The organism is Biomaibacter sp. TOL (genome assembly GCF_059717795.1).
The window spans coordinates 1,385,622-1,400,543 of the sequence record NZ_AP046092.1 but is presented as its reverse complement, the minus strand read 5'-3'; the positions used below and the strand labels follow the sequence as shown (position 1 = coordinate 1,400,543).

Sequence of the window (14,922 nt, the reverse complement as noted above, 5' to 3'; positions counted from 1 at the left end):
CATTGAGAGGAGATTAAAAATGAGTAGTAAGAAAAAATTATTATCATTCGCATTATCATTATTGATGATGTGTGTGCTTTTAATGAGTACAGTTATTTCTGCAAATGCAGACGATATAAGTAGTCAAGAAACATCAGTGGCAGTGGACTATACTTTTCCTGTTAAGCCTGGAACAAGCTAATGGAATGAATTAATAGACCATACTCAAATGGTGGAGGCATGTCAGATACCAGAAGGTCTATTGCACAACATGACAACTGATGAACTAATAGAAACAGTACTGAATTATCCATTATTGATGGAAATATATACATATGATACCTTTCAAAAAGGTTTTGATGCAGTATCAACAAATTTTAACGGACTTGCGGAATTATTGCAAAGAAAGGATGCAGTCAGTAAATTATTTAACAAATACAAAAAAAATTGATGTAGCTAAGGATGTTAAGAAAGTTACTTCGAAACAAATTTTTGATTTGTCCTTTATGGAAATAATATTAAGACAAGATGCCATATTAAGCCAACTGAATGATACAGAAATGAGGGAATTAGAAAAAGAAATAGAGAATAAATATTTACAAAAGAAAGCCCATCCTGATATTTATAGCCTAACGGCAGCAAGTGCTTATTCCGTACTAGCACAAAAACAGGATTCCAGTGTAAGTGCGCAGACAATTTACTATGTATATACACCTAATGGTACAGCGGTTGAGGTGTTCCATAATACCCCGGAGTTAACTGCAGCTGAAAAAGCTGCCCTCGACGATTGGGTGGATACGACATATCCGACTGTCGTCCGTATAACTTCTGCAACTAAAAATTATAATTGTCATTCTTATGCATGGTATAGTCAATCGACTACTAGTAATACGTGGTGGATGAATTATCCGAATGCTTATTGGACAGATGGAAGTTATACTCGAAGAACAGGCGATCCAGCCAAAAACGACAAAGTATATTACAGTACATCAGGTAATGAACATTCAGGAATAATATATGAACTAGGTAGGGTAACTGGATATTATGTGAGATCAAAATGGGGATCATGCGGGCTTGTAGAACATTATTACACTTCTTGCCCATATTATGTAAGTGATAGTGCTTTACGATATTATTATAGGTAAAATTACATTTACATGTTATTTGATTAAAAGTTAAAAAAATCAAAATATTCCCATGCGAAACTGGGACGGTTTGAAGAAAGCAAACCGTCCCCATTGCTCTTACATTTTATGTATTGACATAGTAAAGAATCTGTCATATGTTAACAACATATGAGTTATGCCCTTGTTAATTGGGGTCAATTGAAAGGAGTGAAACTTGAATATTATGAAAAGGATTTTAATTATTATATCGTTAATAATGACTTGTATAGGAGTCGGTGGATGTATGAAAGCTGATAAAACGGCAGATATAACTGTGACCATCGGGCAAGAAAATATTAAAAGTATCGCATTAAAAAATAATGGAAAGAATTTTTCGGATGATAAGAATATATTTAAGTTCGCATTCGAACAAGAAGCTTCAACAGATATTAAATACATTAAAGTTGGCGAAAAAGTTGCTTTGGATTTTGGAAATAACCATCCGGATAAAATGATTATAAAAGAAAGCCTCTTGAACTCAAATGGAGAAAATTTGTATGGCGACGAAACAATTGTAGAAGTTCCATTTAAAAGAGAAAATAACAAATATGTTTTTACAGTTGAAAAGAACCCCGCCTCTTTTTTAAGTTCAGTAAAAAAGAAAACTGATTTCAGAGGTTATAAAATAATAGCATATTTTGGTGAAATTGAATATGTGTATGCTTTCGTAATAGAAACCGATGCGTTCTAATACGGCCGGTCTTTAGAATTAAAACAAAGGAATATCCTATTTAATAAATGGTAAAGCAGCTTAGAATGGACCTTTAAGATATCTTTAAGGTTAATAGTTTATTTTTTTTTGCAAACCTTTTTAGGACAATAATATAAATAAAAAAGATGGGTTTTATATCCCTTGTTTCCTCACACTCTTTTTGTCCCCTCCCTGCTCAAATTTCCTGACCGTTTTAAGAAGGAATTTAAAACCTATTGAAGAAATAAAAGAGAAAGAAGCAAGCCATGGGAGGGAGAAAAAAGAGAAAGCCTTCAAGTAAGGCGTTAGTTTCCGACCTACCCTTACTGAAGGCCTTCTCTATAATGGATAAAGAAATTCAGACAAAAAAATGACTTCCTTTAAGGTGATAGCTTGAAAAATAACACAACATAAGGTAAAAAAGGGCGCACTAAACCAAGGCCTTTGAAAGCCCAAAAAATTAAATCTCAGTTTTAAGCTATAATTTATGCCACAGAAATATCAGAAGCTTTTTATGACACCATTGGAGATCAGAAGTTTCACTGCTTGTTTAATAGCCTTCTCCTTCTGCTTTTCCAACATTTCCTGTGGCATATCAATCTTATACAAATCGCTTGGATTCCATACTTCACCAGTAGCAAGCATATGATATATAGCGGTGAGAATCATCCTTGCGATAGCGATAATGGCTCTTTTCTTGCCTCTCCTTTTGCAAATGCGTTCATACTTGATTCTGTAGTAAGAAGATTTATCCGACTTCACGGCTGCATGGGCGACTTGCACCAATGCAGGTTTGAGGTAGACACCGGCACGTGTTATACGGACAGATTTCTTCTTACCAGCAGATTCATTATTGCCAGGTGTAAGTCCCCCCCAGCAGCACAAACCCTTGGAGTTGGAAAACTGAGACATATCGGTGCCAATCTCGGAGATGATAGTGATGGCAGATGTCCTATCAACTCCGGGAATGGTACAAAAGAGTTTGATAGCACTTTCATAAGGTTTAACCATTTTATCAAGCTTTTCATCCAATTCAGCAATGGATTTAGTTACGTATTCAAGATGAGAACGAACCATTACCATACGCTCTTTTTGTTCCTGAGTTATCTGTTCCGCAGCACATTATTCCATCCTCCAAAAATCAAATAAAATTAATCTAGAAATAGGTTTTAATCTGCATAAAAAATCAAATTAAACAATCTGCACCTTGAAAACAGAACAAAAAAATCACATTATCCCACACCTAAGCATAAAAAACAGGGGGCTTTGCCCCCTTAGACCCCCAGGATTTTACGCTTTTAAAGGGTAACCGCTTAAACCTTCCAATATAGCAAGGTGTGCCTTCTCCCCCAGAGAGAGGGGGAGAAGATTTAAGCGTATAACCCTTCCCTCAGGACGCTCAGGTTGTATCCCTACAGAGCCCTATCCTCCCTGAAGGAGAAGACACACCTTAAGCAGTAATATTAAGCTCCGTTTGAGCCTGAAAAACCACCTCAGCATCAATAGACTTTAACTTCTCATTAGCACCGGAGATAAGACACATTCTGGCAAGAGAATTTAAAGGCCTCAAACAACCATTGGTGCTGGAAAACAAAAGCTCAAAAGCATTATCAGTAAAAACAGGCTCAGAACATCCTGCTATCTTCAACCTTGATAAAACATACTCTTTTGTTTCATCCTTCGTAAGCCCCTTCAAACAATAATTAACCACAATCCTCTGACGAAGCGCCTCATGAGGCTGCCTTGAAAGCTGAGAAATGAAAGGAATCTGACCAGACAAAATCAAAATAGCATAATCCTTAGAATCCATCTCGAAATTAAAAATAATCCTCAAATCATCCAGCACCTGATTCTTTAAAAACTGAGCCTCATCAATAATAATTACCGGAGTGATATTCTTGCTCTGACGATACATATAAATAGACTCCTGGATCTGGCGGAACATATCCACCTTCTTATGGAAAGGAATAACCCCCAGGCCGTTGCACAAAGCCCTGTAGAACTCCATTACAGTCAACGTCGATATAGGTATATACACACACTTGTAAAGATTGGGATTAAGCGTGCTTACAAAATACCGGAGCAAAAAAGATTTACCCACACCCGGCTCACCGGTCAAAAGAGCCCAAAACCCAAAGTATTTTTCAAAAACTCAAGCCTATTTAAAGCCTGGGAAAAATCCTGAGATTTAAAATGATGCTTCACATCCATATCCTTTGGGAAAGGATCACAGCAAAGACCATAAAAAGCCTGAAACACAAGAAAACACTTCCAATTCAGTTTACTGTAAAACAGGAAAAATCCATGAGTTTTACGTTTTCATTTCTTCGTATCCTGGAATTATCAATTTTCTTCACAGGGTAAATAGTATCATAAGCTTACCATCCTCCGAGGTAACACAGGTAGGAACTGAACAATACTATTACAATGATGAGATTAATACTGGCGAAACAGTTAAAAAAGACGTTTCTGTGTCTAAAGTCTATAAATCCAAAAGCTTTGATTCTCCATGGGCAAAGGCTTGGCAGTATATAAATTATCCTGATACAGAATATATTGAATGGAAAGTGGGTAATAGAACTTTCATGTTCTAAGTCTTAAATCCTCTGGCAGCATGTGCGAGTGCTGCCAGAGGATAATAATATTAAACGAGGGAAGCAACATGGGAATTATTTTGATAGTTAGTGCGATTTTTTTCTTAACAGTAACAATTCATCTACTAGAAGAGAGAAGGAGCCGCCGGAAAATTATAGCGTCGGCTATCATAACTTTATTGTTTTTTATAGGCAGTATTATTTACTTTATTCCCTTCAATTTTAATATTCCGGAAGATAGGGATTACTCAGTATACATCGAAATACTTGGCAGTCCTGGGATTGAACTTGATGAACCAGAAAAAAGCGATATCTTGGAAATTGGAAGAAAAATATCTATACGAAGAAGTGCCTGTTACTTTTATACTGGCGGGAGTAGCTTCTTTCATCAAAAAGCAATATTAATCTCAATAAATAGTAAGACTGTAGAGCCATTCCATGCACATATATATTTACTCACGGACAGACCAAGAGAATCATTTATTGAATGTGATGGGAAAAAATATTTCATTACGAATACACAAGATATAGTAGATATGATTAAGACTTTAAATTTCTAAAGCGATCTCTTCCACTGTTTCCCGGTATCTAGATGAATCGGAGGGGTCTTTGTTACAGTGACATTCCACCGTACCCGTGTCTCTCCCGTCTCCCCAATCAACAAATAAATCTACCTTATAGATTCTCCCAGCTTGATATCCTCCTCCTCTGCCAGAGGGCCGGAAATACTATATAACATTGCGACTGTCGGGTATATTTCTTCTTAAACTAAATGAGTGTGGCCTCGATAAACCATGATCTGCAAATGCGCTGTTGCCCGCACCAGTAGCAAACCCTATAGAGAATAAGATCAAATTAAATTTATTTCAAATAAAGCGAATTTAACAGCTCAAATATTTTTTTATTTTTTTTTCAAAAGAGGTTGTTATTTTAGGGTTTAGATGTAATTTTATATAGTAGAAGGAAAAATTTAGGGGAAAGAAGGTGGTTCCGTTGGGTGATAATCTTTAAGTTAATTTCCAGGTTGAATCTCAAATAAAATGTGAGAGGAGAATTATGATGAAGAGGCTTACTGTAATTACGGCTTTAATTTGCTTGTCATTAAGCGTTTTTGTTTTTCCTGTGCAAGCGAAATCTATCGACCCTCAAAGTGACAATTTGATTCCAATAGAAGAATATATTAAAATATATTCAGAAAAAGATCCGAAGTTGATAAAAAAGGTTAGTGACAATGAGTATATTTTGGACAAATCAATAACCAACACTGATTTTACTAGGTTAGAAGTCTCTCCCGGCTCACAAATATACTTTTTGAAAGAAGGTAATAAAGAAAATCAATTATTAGCGAGCCATGAATGTCCGGATGATTATACATTATCTGCAAATACTGATGATGTTTTCGTAGATGGTGATTCATATACTCTTCGCGCTTGGTCAGGTATTGGATTTTTCTTTGGAACTCCAGCTGCTGCTAAATGGTGTGGTCAAGGAGCAAACTATATTGTAGATGAGCCCAGTGATGACTATACTAATCATCTAATAGTAAAGTCGTACTGTTATGGAGCAGACCTATCTTTATCTTATGACAAAAAACTATCGCCGGGTTTTTCGTTAAAATCTACTAATGTAATACAGTACGATAGAGAAAAAGAAAATCTTCAAGATCATTCCGCAAAATATCATAATGCTTATGCTGTTGGTATACTCACAAGCTGTGGCACATCTACTAGAGCAGGATTGTATTATAATGGTGACTATGATTATATAGAACACTATATCAATTGGTATGCCGATTAGAAAAAAAGTGTCACATGGGGCTTATATAATTTCAAACTCCATGTGATTCACTTTTTGAGACATTACAAAAAAATCAAAATTATGGGAGGCAACTTATGAAAAAGATATTATCGTTATTTTTGCTTTTATCGTTTGTAACTTTTATTATAATAAGTATAACATCATGCTATAATTTAAAAAGAAATACATGGGAAGAAAATGTAAAGAAAAAATTGTATGCCTCTCAAAACAACGACGGAGGATTTAAGGAATCTTTCTTAATCCAAAACAGGGATTTATCTTCTACATATTACTTTTTAGAGATATGTAGTTTAATCAATTTTCCCCTTGAGATTTTAAAGAAAATACTATAAAGTGGATATTGTCAACAAAAAATGAGGCCGGATATTTTGGCGATAAAAGCCAGTATAGCAGACAGATTCAAAACACATATTTTGCAATTTTAAGCCTGAACAAACTCGGATTTGAATTTAATGAAAATCTAAAACAAGAAATAACTAATCTCTTTATGCAGTTAAAAAAAACAGACAATCTATATTATGAGCGTAGTGCTGATAAAGAACCTTTTTTAAACTACTTTGTTCTGGAGAGCGTTAAAGCCATAAAAAATGAAGAAAAGTTCAGAGACGTCGAAGCCGAGTTTAAAAAATTATGTTTGCAGTCAACCAATATCGATCCCCTGACAAAACTATTTTTTCAACGTTATTTTGATGAACACGTAGAAATAGACGAAAAGATGCGTCAAAAGATTATTAATGAATTAGAACAAAATAAGTCTTCTTTTATTGAAAAACTGTGGTTATTAAGTTTTCTTGAAGATGATAAAATAAATTCCACTATTAAAACAACCCTTTTAAAATATATTAATTTAGACGGTGGGTTTTCTGCTATAGACGAAAATTCATCTTCTGACCGCGAAACATATTATGCTATAAATATATTGAGCAGATTAAATTACAAAATGGCTGGTCCAGAAAAAAACATGTTGGATAATTTTATATTTGCTTACATGAATCCTTTGGGAGGCTTCAACAAACCGTTTATAAGCCCTTCCACTCCCCAGGCCACTTACAAAAGCCTGTACATACTGACAAAATTGGGATATGAAGTTAAAAACCCGGATATTGTAGAACAATACTTGAGAAACACTCTAAAGGCATTACTGAAAAACCCGGACTATCAACCCCTGGTGATGCTGAACACATTAAAAGCTCTCCAAATACTGAGTGAAGACAAAAACATAAAATCCATTCTAAAAGAGCCCGACTCAAATTTATATGAAGCATTCATCCATAACACCTATCAGAGCCTTGAAGAACAATTGAACCGGCAGGACTTTGAACAGGCGCTATACGACATATCAAACTACGCCGAAATCCTTGTGATGCTGGGCGAAGAAATCCCGGCCACTTTAAAGCAAAAAATATATACTAACTCCGAAAAAATAATCGGCGAAAACCTGAAGTCAAATACAACAGCTTCCATACTTCCCCTGTACTACTCTGTAAAACTGCTGGACAACATCAACATCATCAGCTCTTACAACCAACAAATTGATTCCCTAGCAAAAAAACTATTGAATCAGGAGATAAATAAAGCGGAAAAAGGAGACCTTTTAATATCTTATTATGCGATGATGACCCAGAAGTATAACCATGTTCCGGAAGAACCCTTACTTTGCTCCAATGATTATCTGAATTTCTTTAAATCGGATTCCGGCGGAGTAAGACAGAACAGCGGCCAGGTGCCATCCCTTTCCATGACTGAAAAATACATACAGATGACATCATTCATAAACAACTACAGAATGAAGACTTCAGACAGAGCCGTTGAAGGATATGACAGCCGTACCATGAGTTCCTCGATTTCCGGTTATAAATTCAGGCGCATGGAAGATCACGACCTTATCCTGTTGAAACTGTACAACGCTGAACACGGCCAATGGAATAAATATTATATTACTGACGGGAAAACGAAAATACCTGCCAAAACCAAAGTTTCTCATACAGCCGAATATAATGATATAGTTGTTTTTCAAATCCCAAAAGGAGCTGCAAGCACGAGGCTTTATTTCTATTTCTCGGAAAAAGGATATACCGAAGTCCCGAGATTTTAAAAGAAATAGGTGAAGGCGCCGGGAAACCTCATAGATTCTCCCACCCTGATAACCTCCTCCGTCAGAGGGCCGGAAATACTATACAACATCGCCGACGTATGCCACAGTAAAATGGCAGCTGTTTAGCAGAACCCGTGGCGAAAGATATGATATCTACTCATACCAGTCAGAAGACTACGGTAACAGAAGAAGATGGATATATTATTGAAAGAACCACAATAATTAAAGGTGAACCTAGATTAGTAAAAGTTGAATCCAATAAGACAGGGGAAATTACACCACTAGCAACGGAAGAAACTTTTACTTACCAAGATTATGCTACAAATAGAATGGTTGTAAAAAACACTGCTGGAATTCCATGTTGCAACCATGATATTGAGGTTGTTTATGAATGGGAAGAAACTTGGGTTGTTGACCAACAAGGTAATAAAATAAGAAAAATTTCCGAAACAGATCCACTGTTTATATCAGCAGATGACGATTATGAAGTTTATGCAGGATATACGTTAAAAGATTATGATTTTGACTGGGATTCCCAAAAAGCGATAGCAGAAGGATATATAGAAAATATACTTATCGGTGGAGGGAAAACCTTTACACACAGTTTTTATGCCATAGAATTAAGGTAGAAACCGAGATGCATTTTGTTTATTAATAGAACCTCCTGCAGCTTGAAATTTTTTTCATAAGGCCTGAGCTTCATTTGGTATACAGCTCAGGCCATTTAAATAAAATTATTTTGACATTGCTGTAAGTCACATAATAATAAAATTACGAAAAGTAAAACTCTAATTAATATATTTATCTTCTTTAAAGATTTTATGGAGGTGTAAATATGAACAAAAAAATACTAATCTATCTTATTATAGCAACATGCATGCTGCTGGCCGGCTGTGCCGGTGGAAAAGATGCAAGATCGGATGCCATGCTGCCGAATGGGGCCATTGCCGAGAAAGATTTGTTCACATTGGAAGACATAACGAAAGTTTTTTCCGAACAAGGGATAAATCTAAGAAAAGCAAATGAGCCGATACCGCAGCAACTTAAATTAAACGGAAAGACACCTGCAGTATTTCAATCGGAATACACCGATGAAGATTATTATTTTATCTGGGTTTACGATTCTATAGAAGATAGAAGCAAGACTTTGAATGAATATATTCAAAACTACAGCGATAAGGTATTGTTTAAAGGAGAAAAAATAAAATTTTCTTATGGCCTTACAGCAAAAAATGTTTTGATAGCTTACACATTAAAAGAGAGTAAAAAATCAAACCCCAGTTTGGATGTTTTAAATGAACAAAATAAAATAGAAGAAACAGTGTTGGAAAAACTAAACGACATAAAACAAATTATCTTTGAAGGGCAAGGAGATAATTGGGAAGCCAAGATTATTGTAAAATATTTTGAATACTATTGGCAAGATAAAAATGGAGCCACACATAAAGAACAATATTATCAGAAATATCCTGTATTAAAATATAAAGGCAATAACCCCGAAAAGGTGGGCAGAATTAGTTATACATATGATGGTGGTTCTTTTTCAGGTGATTTTTTAGATGAAGACGGTTATGTTTATGGGAGCAAAGCTGCGGGAGTTGAGTCAAGACCTAAAGAAGATGACGTATATACGATTACTATAAAATGGAATGATGAGGAAGAGACTTTTAAAATGATAAAAGTGGATTGATAGATTATGGACCTTCAATAAATAATCCTCTTTTATAAATGATGGCTGCTATCATGATTTCACGGACATTCCCTAATGCAACGGAGGAAACGAGCTCTATGAAAAAGACTATATCCTTATTTTTAATTGCCTTCTTTATGATAAACATGACATCATGTTATGAATTAAAAAGGAATGTATGGGAAAAAACTGTAAAGGAAAAGCTGTATTCCTTGCAAAACAGCGATGGAGGATTTAAAGAATCATCTACTGGCCCTTCCGCTCCCCAGGCCACTTACAAAAGCCTGTACATACTGACAAAATTGGGATATGAAGTTAAAAACCCGGATATTGTAGAAGAATACTTGAGAAACACTCTAAAGGCATTACTGAAAAACCCGGACTATCACCCCCTGGTGATGCTGAACACATTAAAAGCTCTCCAAATACTGAGTAAAGACAAAAACATAAAATCCATTCTAAAAGAGCCCGACTCGAATTTATTAATAATGCGACAGGGGACGGTTCGCTATTTGTCGCATTCTCGTTAATTTTATGGTTTAATATGACTGTTAAAATAATAAAAGATGATCAACATGCCAAGATATGCCAGAAAGAAGTAACAGCAAAGTCTAGAGGAATTGCTGGAAAGCCTTGGATAAAGCCTGAATGAGATAAGAAATTTAAAAGACAGGAAAAAGGGACAAATTTTTAGGGGATATCAAGAGAAGCCGTCAATGTTAATTAGAGAAATAGCGAAGATCCTTGGCATCAGTAAAGATATCGTATTCAGAGCCCAAAATGCAAAATGCGACAAATCAAGGACCGTCCCCTGTGTGTGTGGTAATAGAACCTCCTGCAGTTTCTAAAGAAGATGGCACATATGCGTTTGCTATAAAATGGAATGATGAGGATATCGAAGAATGGAGGTAATGAAAATGAAAATCTTCTTTAAATCAAAATCTATGAAAGGATGTATAACCTGTTTTGTCATTGCCTGTTGAAATAATCCTCGCCAGATATACTTCAGGAGGCAGAAAATCAAATCCTACATCTCGGTCAGTGATAAACGGTCCAACAATGATAGACGGTAGAATTTCCGTAAAGACCGAGGTTATAAACGGCAGTGCAACTGTGAAAGTGGACAATAACACGTTAAATGCGGCATTCAGTCAGGCTAAGGCAGACGAATCCGGCATAAAGACTGTGGTAATTGCGCCGGAGACCGAAAGAACGGCAAAAAATTACGTTGTGGAATTTCTGCCACAACTGTTCCAAACGGGCACAGCGGACAAAAGGGTTGAGATTGACACGCCACTCGCCAATGTATTGTTTACAGCCAATATGTTGTCCAATCAAATGACCGGCCCTATTCAAAATGTAACGTTAAATGTGGCGGATGTGGATTTGTCAGCATTACCCAAATATGTACAGGTGCAGATAGGTAACCGTCCTGTTCTGGAAATAAATATGTCCATAGGTGGAAACCGAGTCGAGTGGAATAATCCCGACGCACCTATATGCAAGCATTACAAGGCAGGATATGATAGTATTGACCGAGAGGGTATTAAGGATGCTGAAGAAACTCAAACAGCAGGGTAATGGTTCAGACCTTGAGAAGTTTAACGATAAATCACTTATCGCATCCTATGCTGTAGACAGTGTTGCCTCTGTTGTAAAAAAAAGGAAATCCTTTTCAGGATTTCCTTGATTATTTTCCTGCTTCTGCGAGCAGCTTCTTTATTTCTTCTTTGTCCAACACCTTGCCGGATGATTTGACCTCCCCGTCGATGACGAGGCCCGGAGTGAACATGATGTCGTATTCCATTATCTTGTTTATCTCCGTCACCTTTTCGATGTTGGCGGAAATGCCCAGATCTTCCAGGGCTTCCCTGGTATTTTTCTCAAGGGCTTTGCATTTCGGGCATCCCGTTCCCAGAATTTTTATATCCATTTCTATTTCACCTCCCTCTACTGATATTTAAATTAAGCTGTATTTGACCCATACAGAGGCCGGAGGCCAGACGTCAGATTAAGTTGGATTTGCCGAAAAGGCAAATCTTTCAATATCTGACCTCTGATTACCGATTTTCTGCCTCCGAGAGGGCACTAAAAAAGTCCGTATACAAAGCCTGTGATAGTTGACATCACAATCACCAGCGTCACATATGTGGCTGTTTTTTTGAGGCCTAGGACGCTGTTTATGACCAGCATGCTGGGAAGGCTGAGGGCCGGCCCCGATAAAAGAAGTGCCAGCGCCGGGCCTTTTCCCATTCCCGAGCCCAACAGGCCTTGAAGTATTGGCACTTCCGTAAGAGTGGCAAAATACATGAAAGCTCCGACTATCGATGCTATAAAATTAGAAAAAAGAGAATTTCCTCCAACCACGGCTGTCACATATTTTGAAGGGATTATTCCGGCATCGGTTCCAGGTCTTCCCATCAAAAAACCTGCAGCCAGCACTCCGGCGAAAAGGAGGGGTAGTATCTGCTGGGCAAAACCCCAGGTGGAGTCGATCCATGAGGCAAGTTCATCCTTTTTAAACCAGTTTATTAGTATGAGCGTAAGCAGCGCGAGCAGTATAATGGTTATATACCATTTTATTACGTATATTGTGCTGAATAATCCTACGGGCTGAGCCGGCTTTCCCCAGGCCGCAAATATGAGGATGAACACCAGTGTGGTAAAGTATACAAGGTTCTGAGCCAGATTTCTGCCCTCAACGAAATTTCCCGCCTTCTTTGAAGTGGCACTCTTCAGACGCTCGTTGTCTTCCTTTTGGAACAGAAAAGCCATTATGAGGCCTATTATTATTGAAAAACTTACCGCTCCTATGGCCCGGGCAAGTCCTAACTGCCATCCGAGGATCCGGGCCGTCATGATGATGGCCAGCACGTTTATGGCAGGACCTGAGTATAGGAATGCCACGGCAGGGCCCAGGCCAGCGCCTCTTCTGTATATGCCCGCAAAAAGCGGCAGTACCGTGCAGGAGCAAACCGCCAGGATTGTCCCCGATACCGATGCCACCGCATAGGAAACCCATTTTTTAGCGCCGCTGCCGAAGTACTTTATAACAGCCTCCTGGGATATGAAATTGGCAATGGCTCCTGCTATGAAGAGAGCCGGCACCAGGCATGTGAGCACGTGGAGCCGGGCATATTCCTGGAGCATAAAAAGAGATTCCAGCACCGCGCCGGTAAATCTCTGATTAGAAAGCGGCATGTAAAAGGCTGCCAGAAAAACCCCCACTATTATAGCAAATTTCTGCCAGGTTTTCATCCATATCATCTCCTGTATTTTTTGTAAATCATAGTCTCTATTAGTTTTTAGATATTAATGCTTTTCTTTAGGAAACATCAACCGTCATTTAAAAATCCCGCCTTTACCTGTACATCAGCCTTTATTACATTGTCCACACACCGGAAAAATTCCGCAGCGCATGGAATCCTTAAACTATAAAAGACCATCAGTCCTTCCTTGCGGCTGTCGATTATCCCTGCGTTTTTCAATATGGACAGATGTTTTGAAACCGTAGGCTGATCGACACCCAGTTCCTTTACAATATCACACACACATATTTCGCCTGCCGAGTTGAGAATGTCCAGAATTTTGAGCCTGGTAGGGTGACTCAGCGCTTTAAAAACCGAAGCCCGGATTTCGTATATATCTTTCGACATGACAAACCCTCCTTTCATTTCAATTATGCATTTACAATTCAAGAATTCAGGCGAGGTTACAACCTCCACCTGAATTAAGAACTTGCTTCAAAGCAAGGCTAAAGATATCTTTCATATATTCCTATATTAGCATATATATTTTAAATGTCAAATGCCTGTTCTGGCAGAGAATGTTATAGTAATAACAAGTTATAAAACTTATTTATCCGAAATTCCAAATAAATTAAGCATATCCGCATATTTTAAGCCTTTACAGATATATATTAATATGCTAATATAGGAATGAAAGAATAAATAAGCGAGTTCAATTTTCTGGGGGTGATATATATAGAAAAGCTGATAGATGACAAAATAAAGGAACTTATTGCCATAGGCGCAAGCGTAGGAGCAAATTGTGTTCCATGTCTGCGGTACCATTATTCCTATGCCTTTGAGTTGGGGGTGAGTTCAGAAGACATACAACAGGCCATCGAGATAGGCAAAATGATCAGAGAACAGCCCAAAAAGCATATTGATGAAGAAATACCCGAATTACAAAAACGCTATCAACAATAGGAGGCAAAAACAAATGGCCAACAACTGGTATCCGGTCATCGATAAGGATAAATGCAACAAGTGCTTGAGTTGCGTGAATTTCTGCAAGCACGATGTATATTCTTCAACGGATGAAGAAGGATTTCCTCTGGTGAAAAACCCCAGCAATTGTGTTGAATTTTGCCGGGGTTGCCAGAAGATATGTCCCGCCGAAGCGATAACTTATTTCGGCGATAAAAAATGATAAAAAATCGTGGGGAGGTATACAAATGAGCAAAAAAGGCTTGCTGCTGTGCGTGTGCCAGGGAACATGCCCGTCGTTTCAGGCAATGAATGTTTTTAAAGTTTTGAATACCATAAGAAGGGAAAATTTGGTTGACTGGGTTGGCCTGCATCCCCAACTATGTTCGGATGACGGGGAGAAATATTTAAAGGATCTGCTCAAAGGAGCGGATGTTGGTGAGCTTTACGTCGCTGGATGCGACCCCACCATGCAGAAGAAAATGTACAGAGATGCTTTTGAAGCCGTAGGATTTGATAAAGAGAACCATATTGGAATAGAGATAAGGAATATGAATACCGAGCAGGCGGTAAATGCCATTAAAGACGCTATAAAAAAATAAAACTTTCAAAACCGAGTTGAAAAAAACCGCTGAAAAAGCGGTTTTTTTTGCCATTGGTGTGGCAATCATGCCGGTT

At 37.6% G+C, this 14,922-nt stretch carries 19 protein-coding genes and 1 pseudogene; 15 read left to right on the top strand and 5 right to left on the bottom strand.

The annotated features are described in order from the left end of the window. Window positions 1–19: 19 nt before the first annotated feature. The 3 genes from AC6I1H_RS07020 (at window position 20) to AC6I1H_RS07010 (ending at window position 1,836) form a co-directional block, all read left to right on the top strand. Window positions 20–181 carry a hypothetical protein gene (locus AC6I1H_RS07020; protein ID WP_497740242.1) on the top strand — a complete coding sequence of 54 codons (162 nt, stop codon included), beginning with the start codon at window positions 20–22 and terminating at the stop codon, window positions 179–181. A 133-nt stretch (window positions 182–314) separates the two neighbouring features. Then, window positions 315–1,124, top strand: a complete 810-nt coding sequence (locus AC6I1H_RS07015) for a hypothetical protein (RefSeq protein ID WP_497740241.1) — start codon at window positions 315–317, stop codon at window positions 1,122–1,124. A gap of 265 nt (window positions 1,125–1,389) precedes the next feature. Further along, window positions 1,390–1,836: a hypothetical protein gene (locus AC6I1H_RS07010; protein ID WP_497740240.1), complete on the top strand. Its 447-nt coding sequence runs from the start codon at window positions 1,390–1,392 to the stop codon at window positions 1,834–1,836. Between the two features lie 501 nt (window positions 1,837–2,337). Here the strand turns inward: AC6I1H_RS07010 and AC6I1H_RS07005 are convergent. Both AC6I1H_RS07005 and AC6I1H_RS07000 read right to left on the bottom strand, forming a co-directional pair. After that, a pseudogene (locus AC6I1H_RS07005) lies at window positions 2,338–2,817 on the bottom strand (transposase); the annotation flags it as partial. Window positions 2,818–3,286: 469 nt separating this feature from the next. Next, window positions 3,287–3,937 (bottom strand): ExeA family protein, encoded by a 651-nt coding sequence (locus tag AC6I1H_RS07000; protein WP_497740239.1) that lies wholly within the window; start codon window positions 3,935–3,937, stop codon window positions 3,287–3,289. Between the two features lie 115 nt (window positions 3,938–4,052). Here AC6I1H_RS07000 and AC6I1H_RS06995 point away from each other — a divergent pair, with 115 nt between their 5' ends. The 9 genes from AC6I1H_RS06995 to AC6I1H_RS06955 all read left to right on the top strand — a co-directional run bounded on the left by AC6I1H_RS06995 (window position 4,053) and on the right by AC6I1H_RS06955 (window position 11,614). Beyond that, a complete protein-coding gene (locus tag AC6I1H_RS06995; RefSeq protein WP_497740238.1) occupies window positions 4,053–4,430 on the top strand; it encodes a hypothetical protein in 378 nt (125 codons plus the stop codon). Window positions 4,431–4,498: 68 nt separating this feature from the next. Beyond that, entirely contained in the window at window positions 4,499–4,990 is a 492-nt protein-coding gene (locus AC6I1H_RS06990) for a hypothetical protein (protein WP_497740237.1), read from the top strand. Between the two features lie 496 nt (window positions 4,991–5,486). Further along, window positions 5,487–6,227 (top strand): hypothetical protein, encoded by a 741-nt coding sequence (locus tag AC6I1H_RS06985; protein WP_497740236.1) that lies wholly within the window; start codon window positions 5,487–5,489, stop codon window positions 6,225–6,227. Window positions 6,228–6,322: 95 nt separating this feature from the next. Beyond that, window positions 6,323–6,580 carry a hypothetical protein gene (locus tag AC6I1H_RS06980; protein WP_497740235.1) on the top strand — a complete coding sequence of 86 codons (258 nt, stop codon included), beginning with the start codon at window positions 6,323–6,325 and terminating at the stop codon, window positions 6,578–6,580. Between the two features lie 8 nt (window positions 6,581–6,588). Further along, window positions 6,589–8,343, top strand: a complete 1,755-nt coding sequence (locus tag AC6I1H_RS06975) for a prenyltransferase/squalene oxidase repeat-containing protein (protein ID WP_497740234.1) — start codon at window positions 6,589–6,591, stop codon at window positions 8,341–8,343. Window positions 8,344–8,477: 134 nt separating this feature from the next. Further along, entirely contained in the window at window positions 8,478–8,972 is a 495-nt protein-coding gene (locus AC6I1H_RS06970; RefSeq protein WP_497740233.1) for a hypothetical protein, read from the top strand. 206 nt (window positions 8,973–9,178) lie between these two features. Next, on the top strand, window positions 9,179–10,033 hold the full coding sequence (locus tag AC6I1H_RS06965) for a hypothetical protein (protein ID WP_497740232.1): 855 nt from the start codon (window positions 9,179–9,181) through the stop codon (window positions 10,031–10,033). Between the two features lie 98 nt (window positions 10,034–10,131). After that, a complete protein-coding gene (locus AC6I1H_RS06960; protein ID WP_497740231.1) occupies window positions 10,132–10,563 on the top strand; it encodes a hypothetical protein in 432 nt (143 codons plus the stop codon). Between the two features lie 436 nt (window positions 10,564–10,999). Next, window positions 11,000–11,614, top strand: coding sequence for a hypothetical protein (locus tag AC6I1H_RS06955; protein ID WP_497740230.1), 615 nt, complete (start codon window positions 11,000–11,002; stop codon window positions 11,612–11,614). Between the two features lie 109 nt (window positions 11,615–11,723). Here the strand turns inward: AC6I1H_RS06955 and AC6I1H_RS06950 are convergent, their stop codons facing one another. The 3 genes from AC6I1H_RS06950 to AC6I1H_RS06940 form a co-directional block, all read right to left on the bottom strand. Then, entirely contained in the window at window positions 11,724–11,966 is a 243-nt protein-coding gene (locus tag AC6I1H_RS06950) for a thioredoxin family protein (RefSeq protein ID WP_497740229.1), read from the bottom strand. 155 nt (window positions 11,967–12,121) lie between these two features. Further along, window positions 12,122–13,291: a permease gene (locus tag AC6I1H_RS06945; RefSeq protein ID WP_497740228.1), complete on the bottom strand. Its 1,170-nt coding sequence runs from the start codon at window positions 13,289–13,291 to the stop codon at window positions 12,122–12,124. A 77-nt stretch (window positions 13,292–13,368) separates the two neighbouring features. Further along, window positions 13,369–13,689, bottom strand: coding sequence for an ArsR/SmtB family transcription factor (locus AC6I1H_RS06940; RefSeq protein WP_497740227.1), 321 nt, complete (start codon window positions 13,687–13,689; stop codon window positions 13,369–13,371). A 318-nt stretch (window positions 13,690–14,007) separates the two neighbouring features. Here AC6I1H_RS06940 and AC6I1H_RS06935 point away from each other — a divergent pair, with 318 nt between their 5' ends. The 3 genes from AC6I1H_RS06935 to AC6I1H_RS06925 are packed head-to-tail and all read left to right on the top strand — an operon-like array spanning window position 14,008 to window position 14,846. Further along, window positions 14,008–14,244: a carboxymuconolactone decarboxylase family protein gene (locus tag AC6I1H_RS06935; protein WP_497740226.1), complete on the top strand. Its 237-nt coding sequence runs from the start codon at window positions 14,008–14,010 to the stop codon at window positions 14,242–14,244. 13 nt (window positions 14,245–14,257) lie between these two features. Then, entirely contained in the window at window positions 14,258–14,467 is a 210-nt protein-coding gene (locus tag AC6I1H_RS06930) for a 4Fe-4S dicluster domain-containing protein (RefSeq protein WP_497740225.1), read from the top strand. Between the two features lie 25 nt (window positions 14,468–14,492). Beyond that, the gene (locus AC6I1H_RS06925) at window positions 14,493–14,846 is read left to right on the top strand and encodes a heterodisulfide reductase subunit A-like protein (protein ID WP_497740224.1); all 354 of its coding nucleotides are present in this window, start codon (window positions 14,493–14,495) and stop codon (window positions 14,844–14,846) included. Window positions 14,847–14,922: the final 76 nt, after the last annotated feature.

Excerpts from the sequence above, each read along its gene's own strand:
- AC6I1H_RS07010 (WP_497740240.1), top strand. The coding sequence starts at position 1,390 with ATGAAAGCTGATAAAACGGCAGATATAACTGTGACCATCGGGCAAGAA.
- AC6I1H_RS06960 (WP_497740231.1), top strand. The coding sequence starts at position 10,132 with ATGAAAAAGACTATATCCTTATTTTTAATTGCCTTCTTTATGATAAAC.
- AC6I1H_RS06985 (WP_497740236.1), top strand. The coding sequence starts at position 5,487 with ATGATGAAGAGGCTTACTGTAATTACGGCTTTAATTTGCTTGTCATTA.
- AC6I1H_RS06930 (WP_497740225.1), top strand. The coding sequence starts at position 14,258 with ATGGCCAACAACTGGTATCCGGTCATCGATAAGGATAAATGCAACAAG.
- AC6I1H_RS07020 (WP_497740242.1), top strand. The coding sequence starts at position 20 with ATGAGTAGTAAGAAAAAATTATTATCATTCGCATTATCATTATTGATG.
- AC6I1H_RS06990 (WP_497740237.1), top strand. The coding sequence starts at position 4,499 with ATGGGAATTATTTTGATAGTTAGTGCGATTTTTTTCTTAACAGTAACA.
- AC6I1H_RS06980 (WP_497740235.1), top strand. The coding sequence starts at position 6,323 with ATGAAAAAGATATTATCGTTATTTTTGCTTTTATCGTTTGTAACTTTT.
- AC6I1H_RS07015 (WP_497740241.1), top strand. The coding sequence starts at position 315 with ATGATACCTTTCAAAAAGGTTTTGATGCAGTATCAACAAATTTTAACG.
- AC6I1H_RS06925 (WP_497740224.1), top strand. The coding sequence starts at position 14,493 with ATGAGCAAAAAAGGCTTGCTGCTGTGCGTGTGCCAGGGAACATGCCCG.
- AC6I1H_RS06945 (WP_497740228.1), bottom strand. The coding sequence starts at position 13,291 with ATGAAAACCTGGCAGAAATTTGCTATAATAGTGGGGGTTTTTCTGGCA.
- AC6I1H_RS06940 (WP_497740227.1), bottom strand. The coding sequence starts at position 13,689 with ATGTCGAAAGATATATACGAAATCCGGGCTTCGGTTTTTAAAGCGCTG.
- AC6I1H_RS06965 (WP_497740232.1), top strand. The coding sequence starts at position 9,179 with ATGAACAAAAAAATACTAATCTATCTTATTATAGCAACATGCATGCTG.
- AC6I1H_RS06950 (WP_497740229.1), bottom strand. The coding sequence starts at position 11,966 with ATGGATATAAAAATTCTGGGAACGGGATGCCCGAAATGCAAAGCCCTT.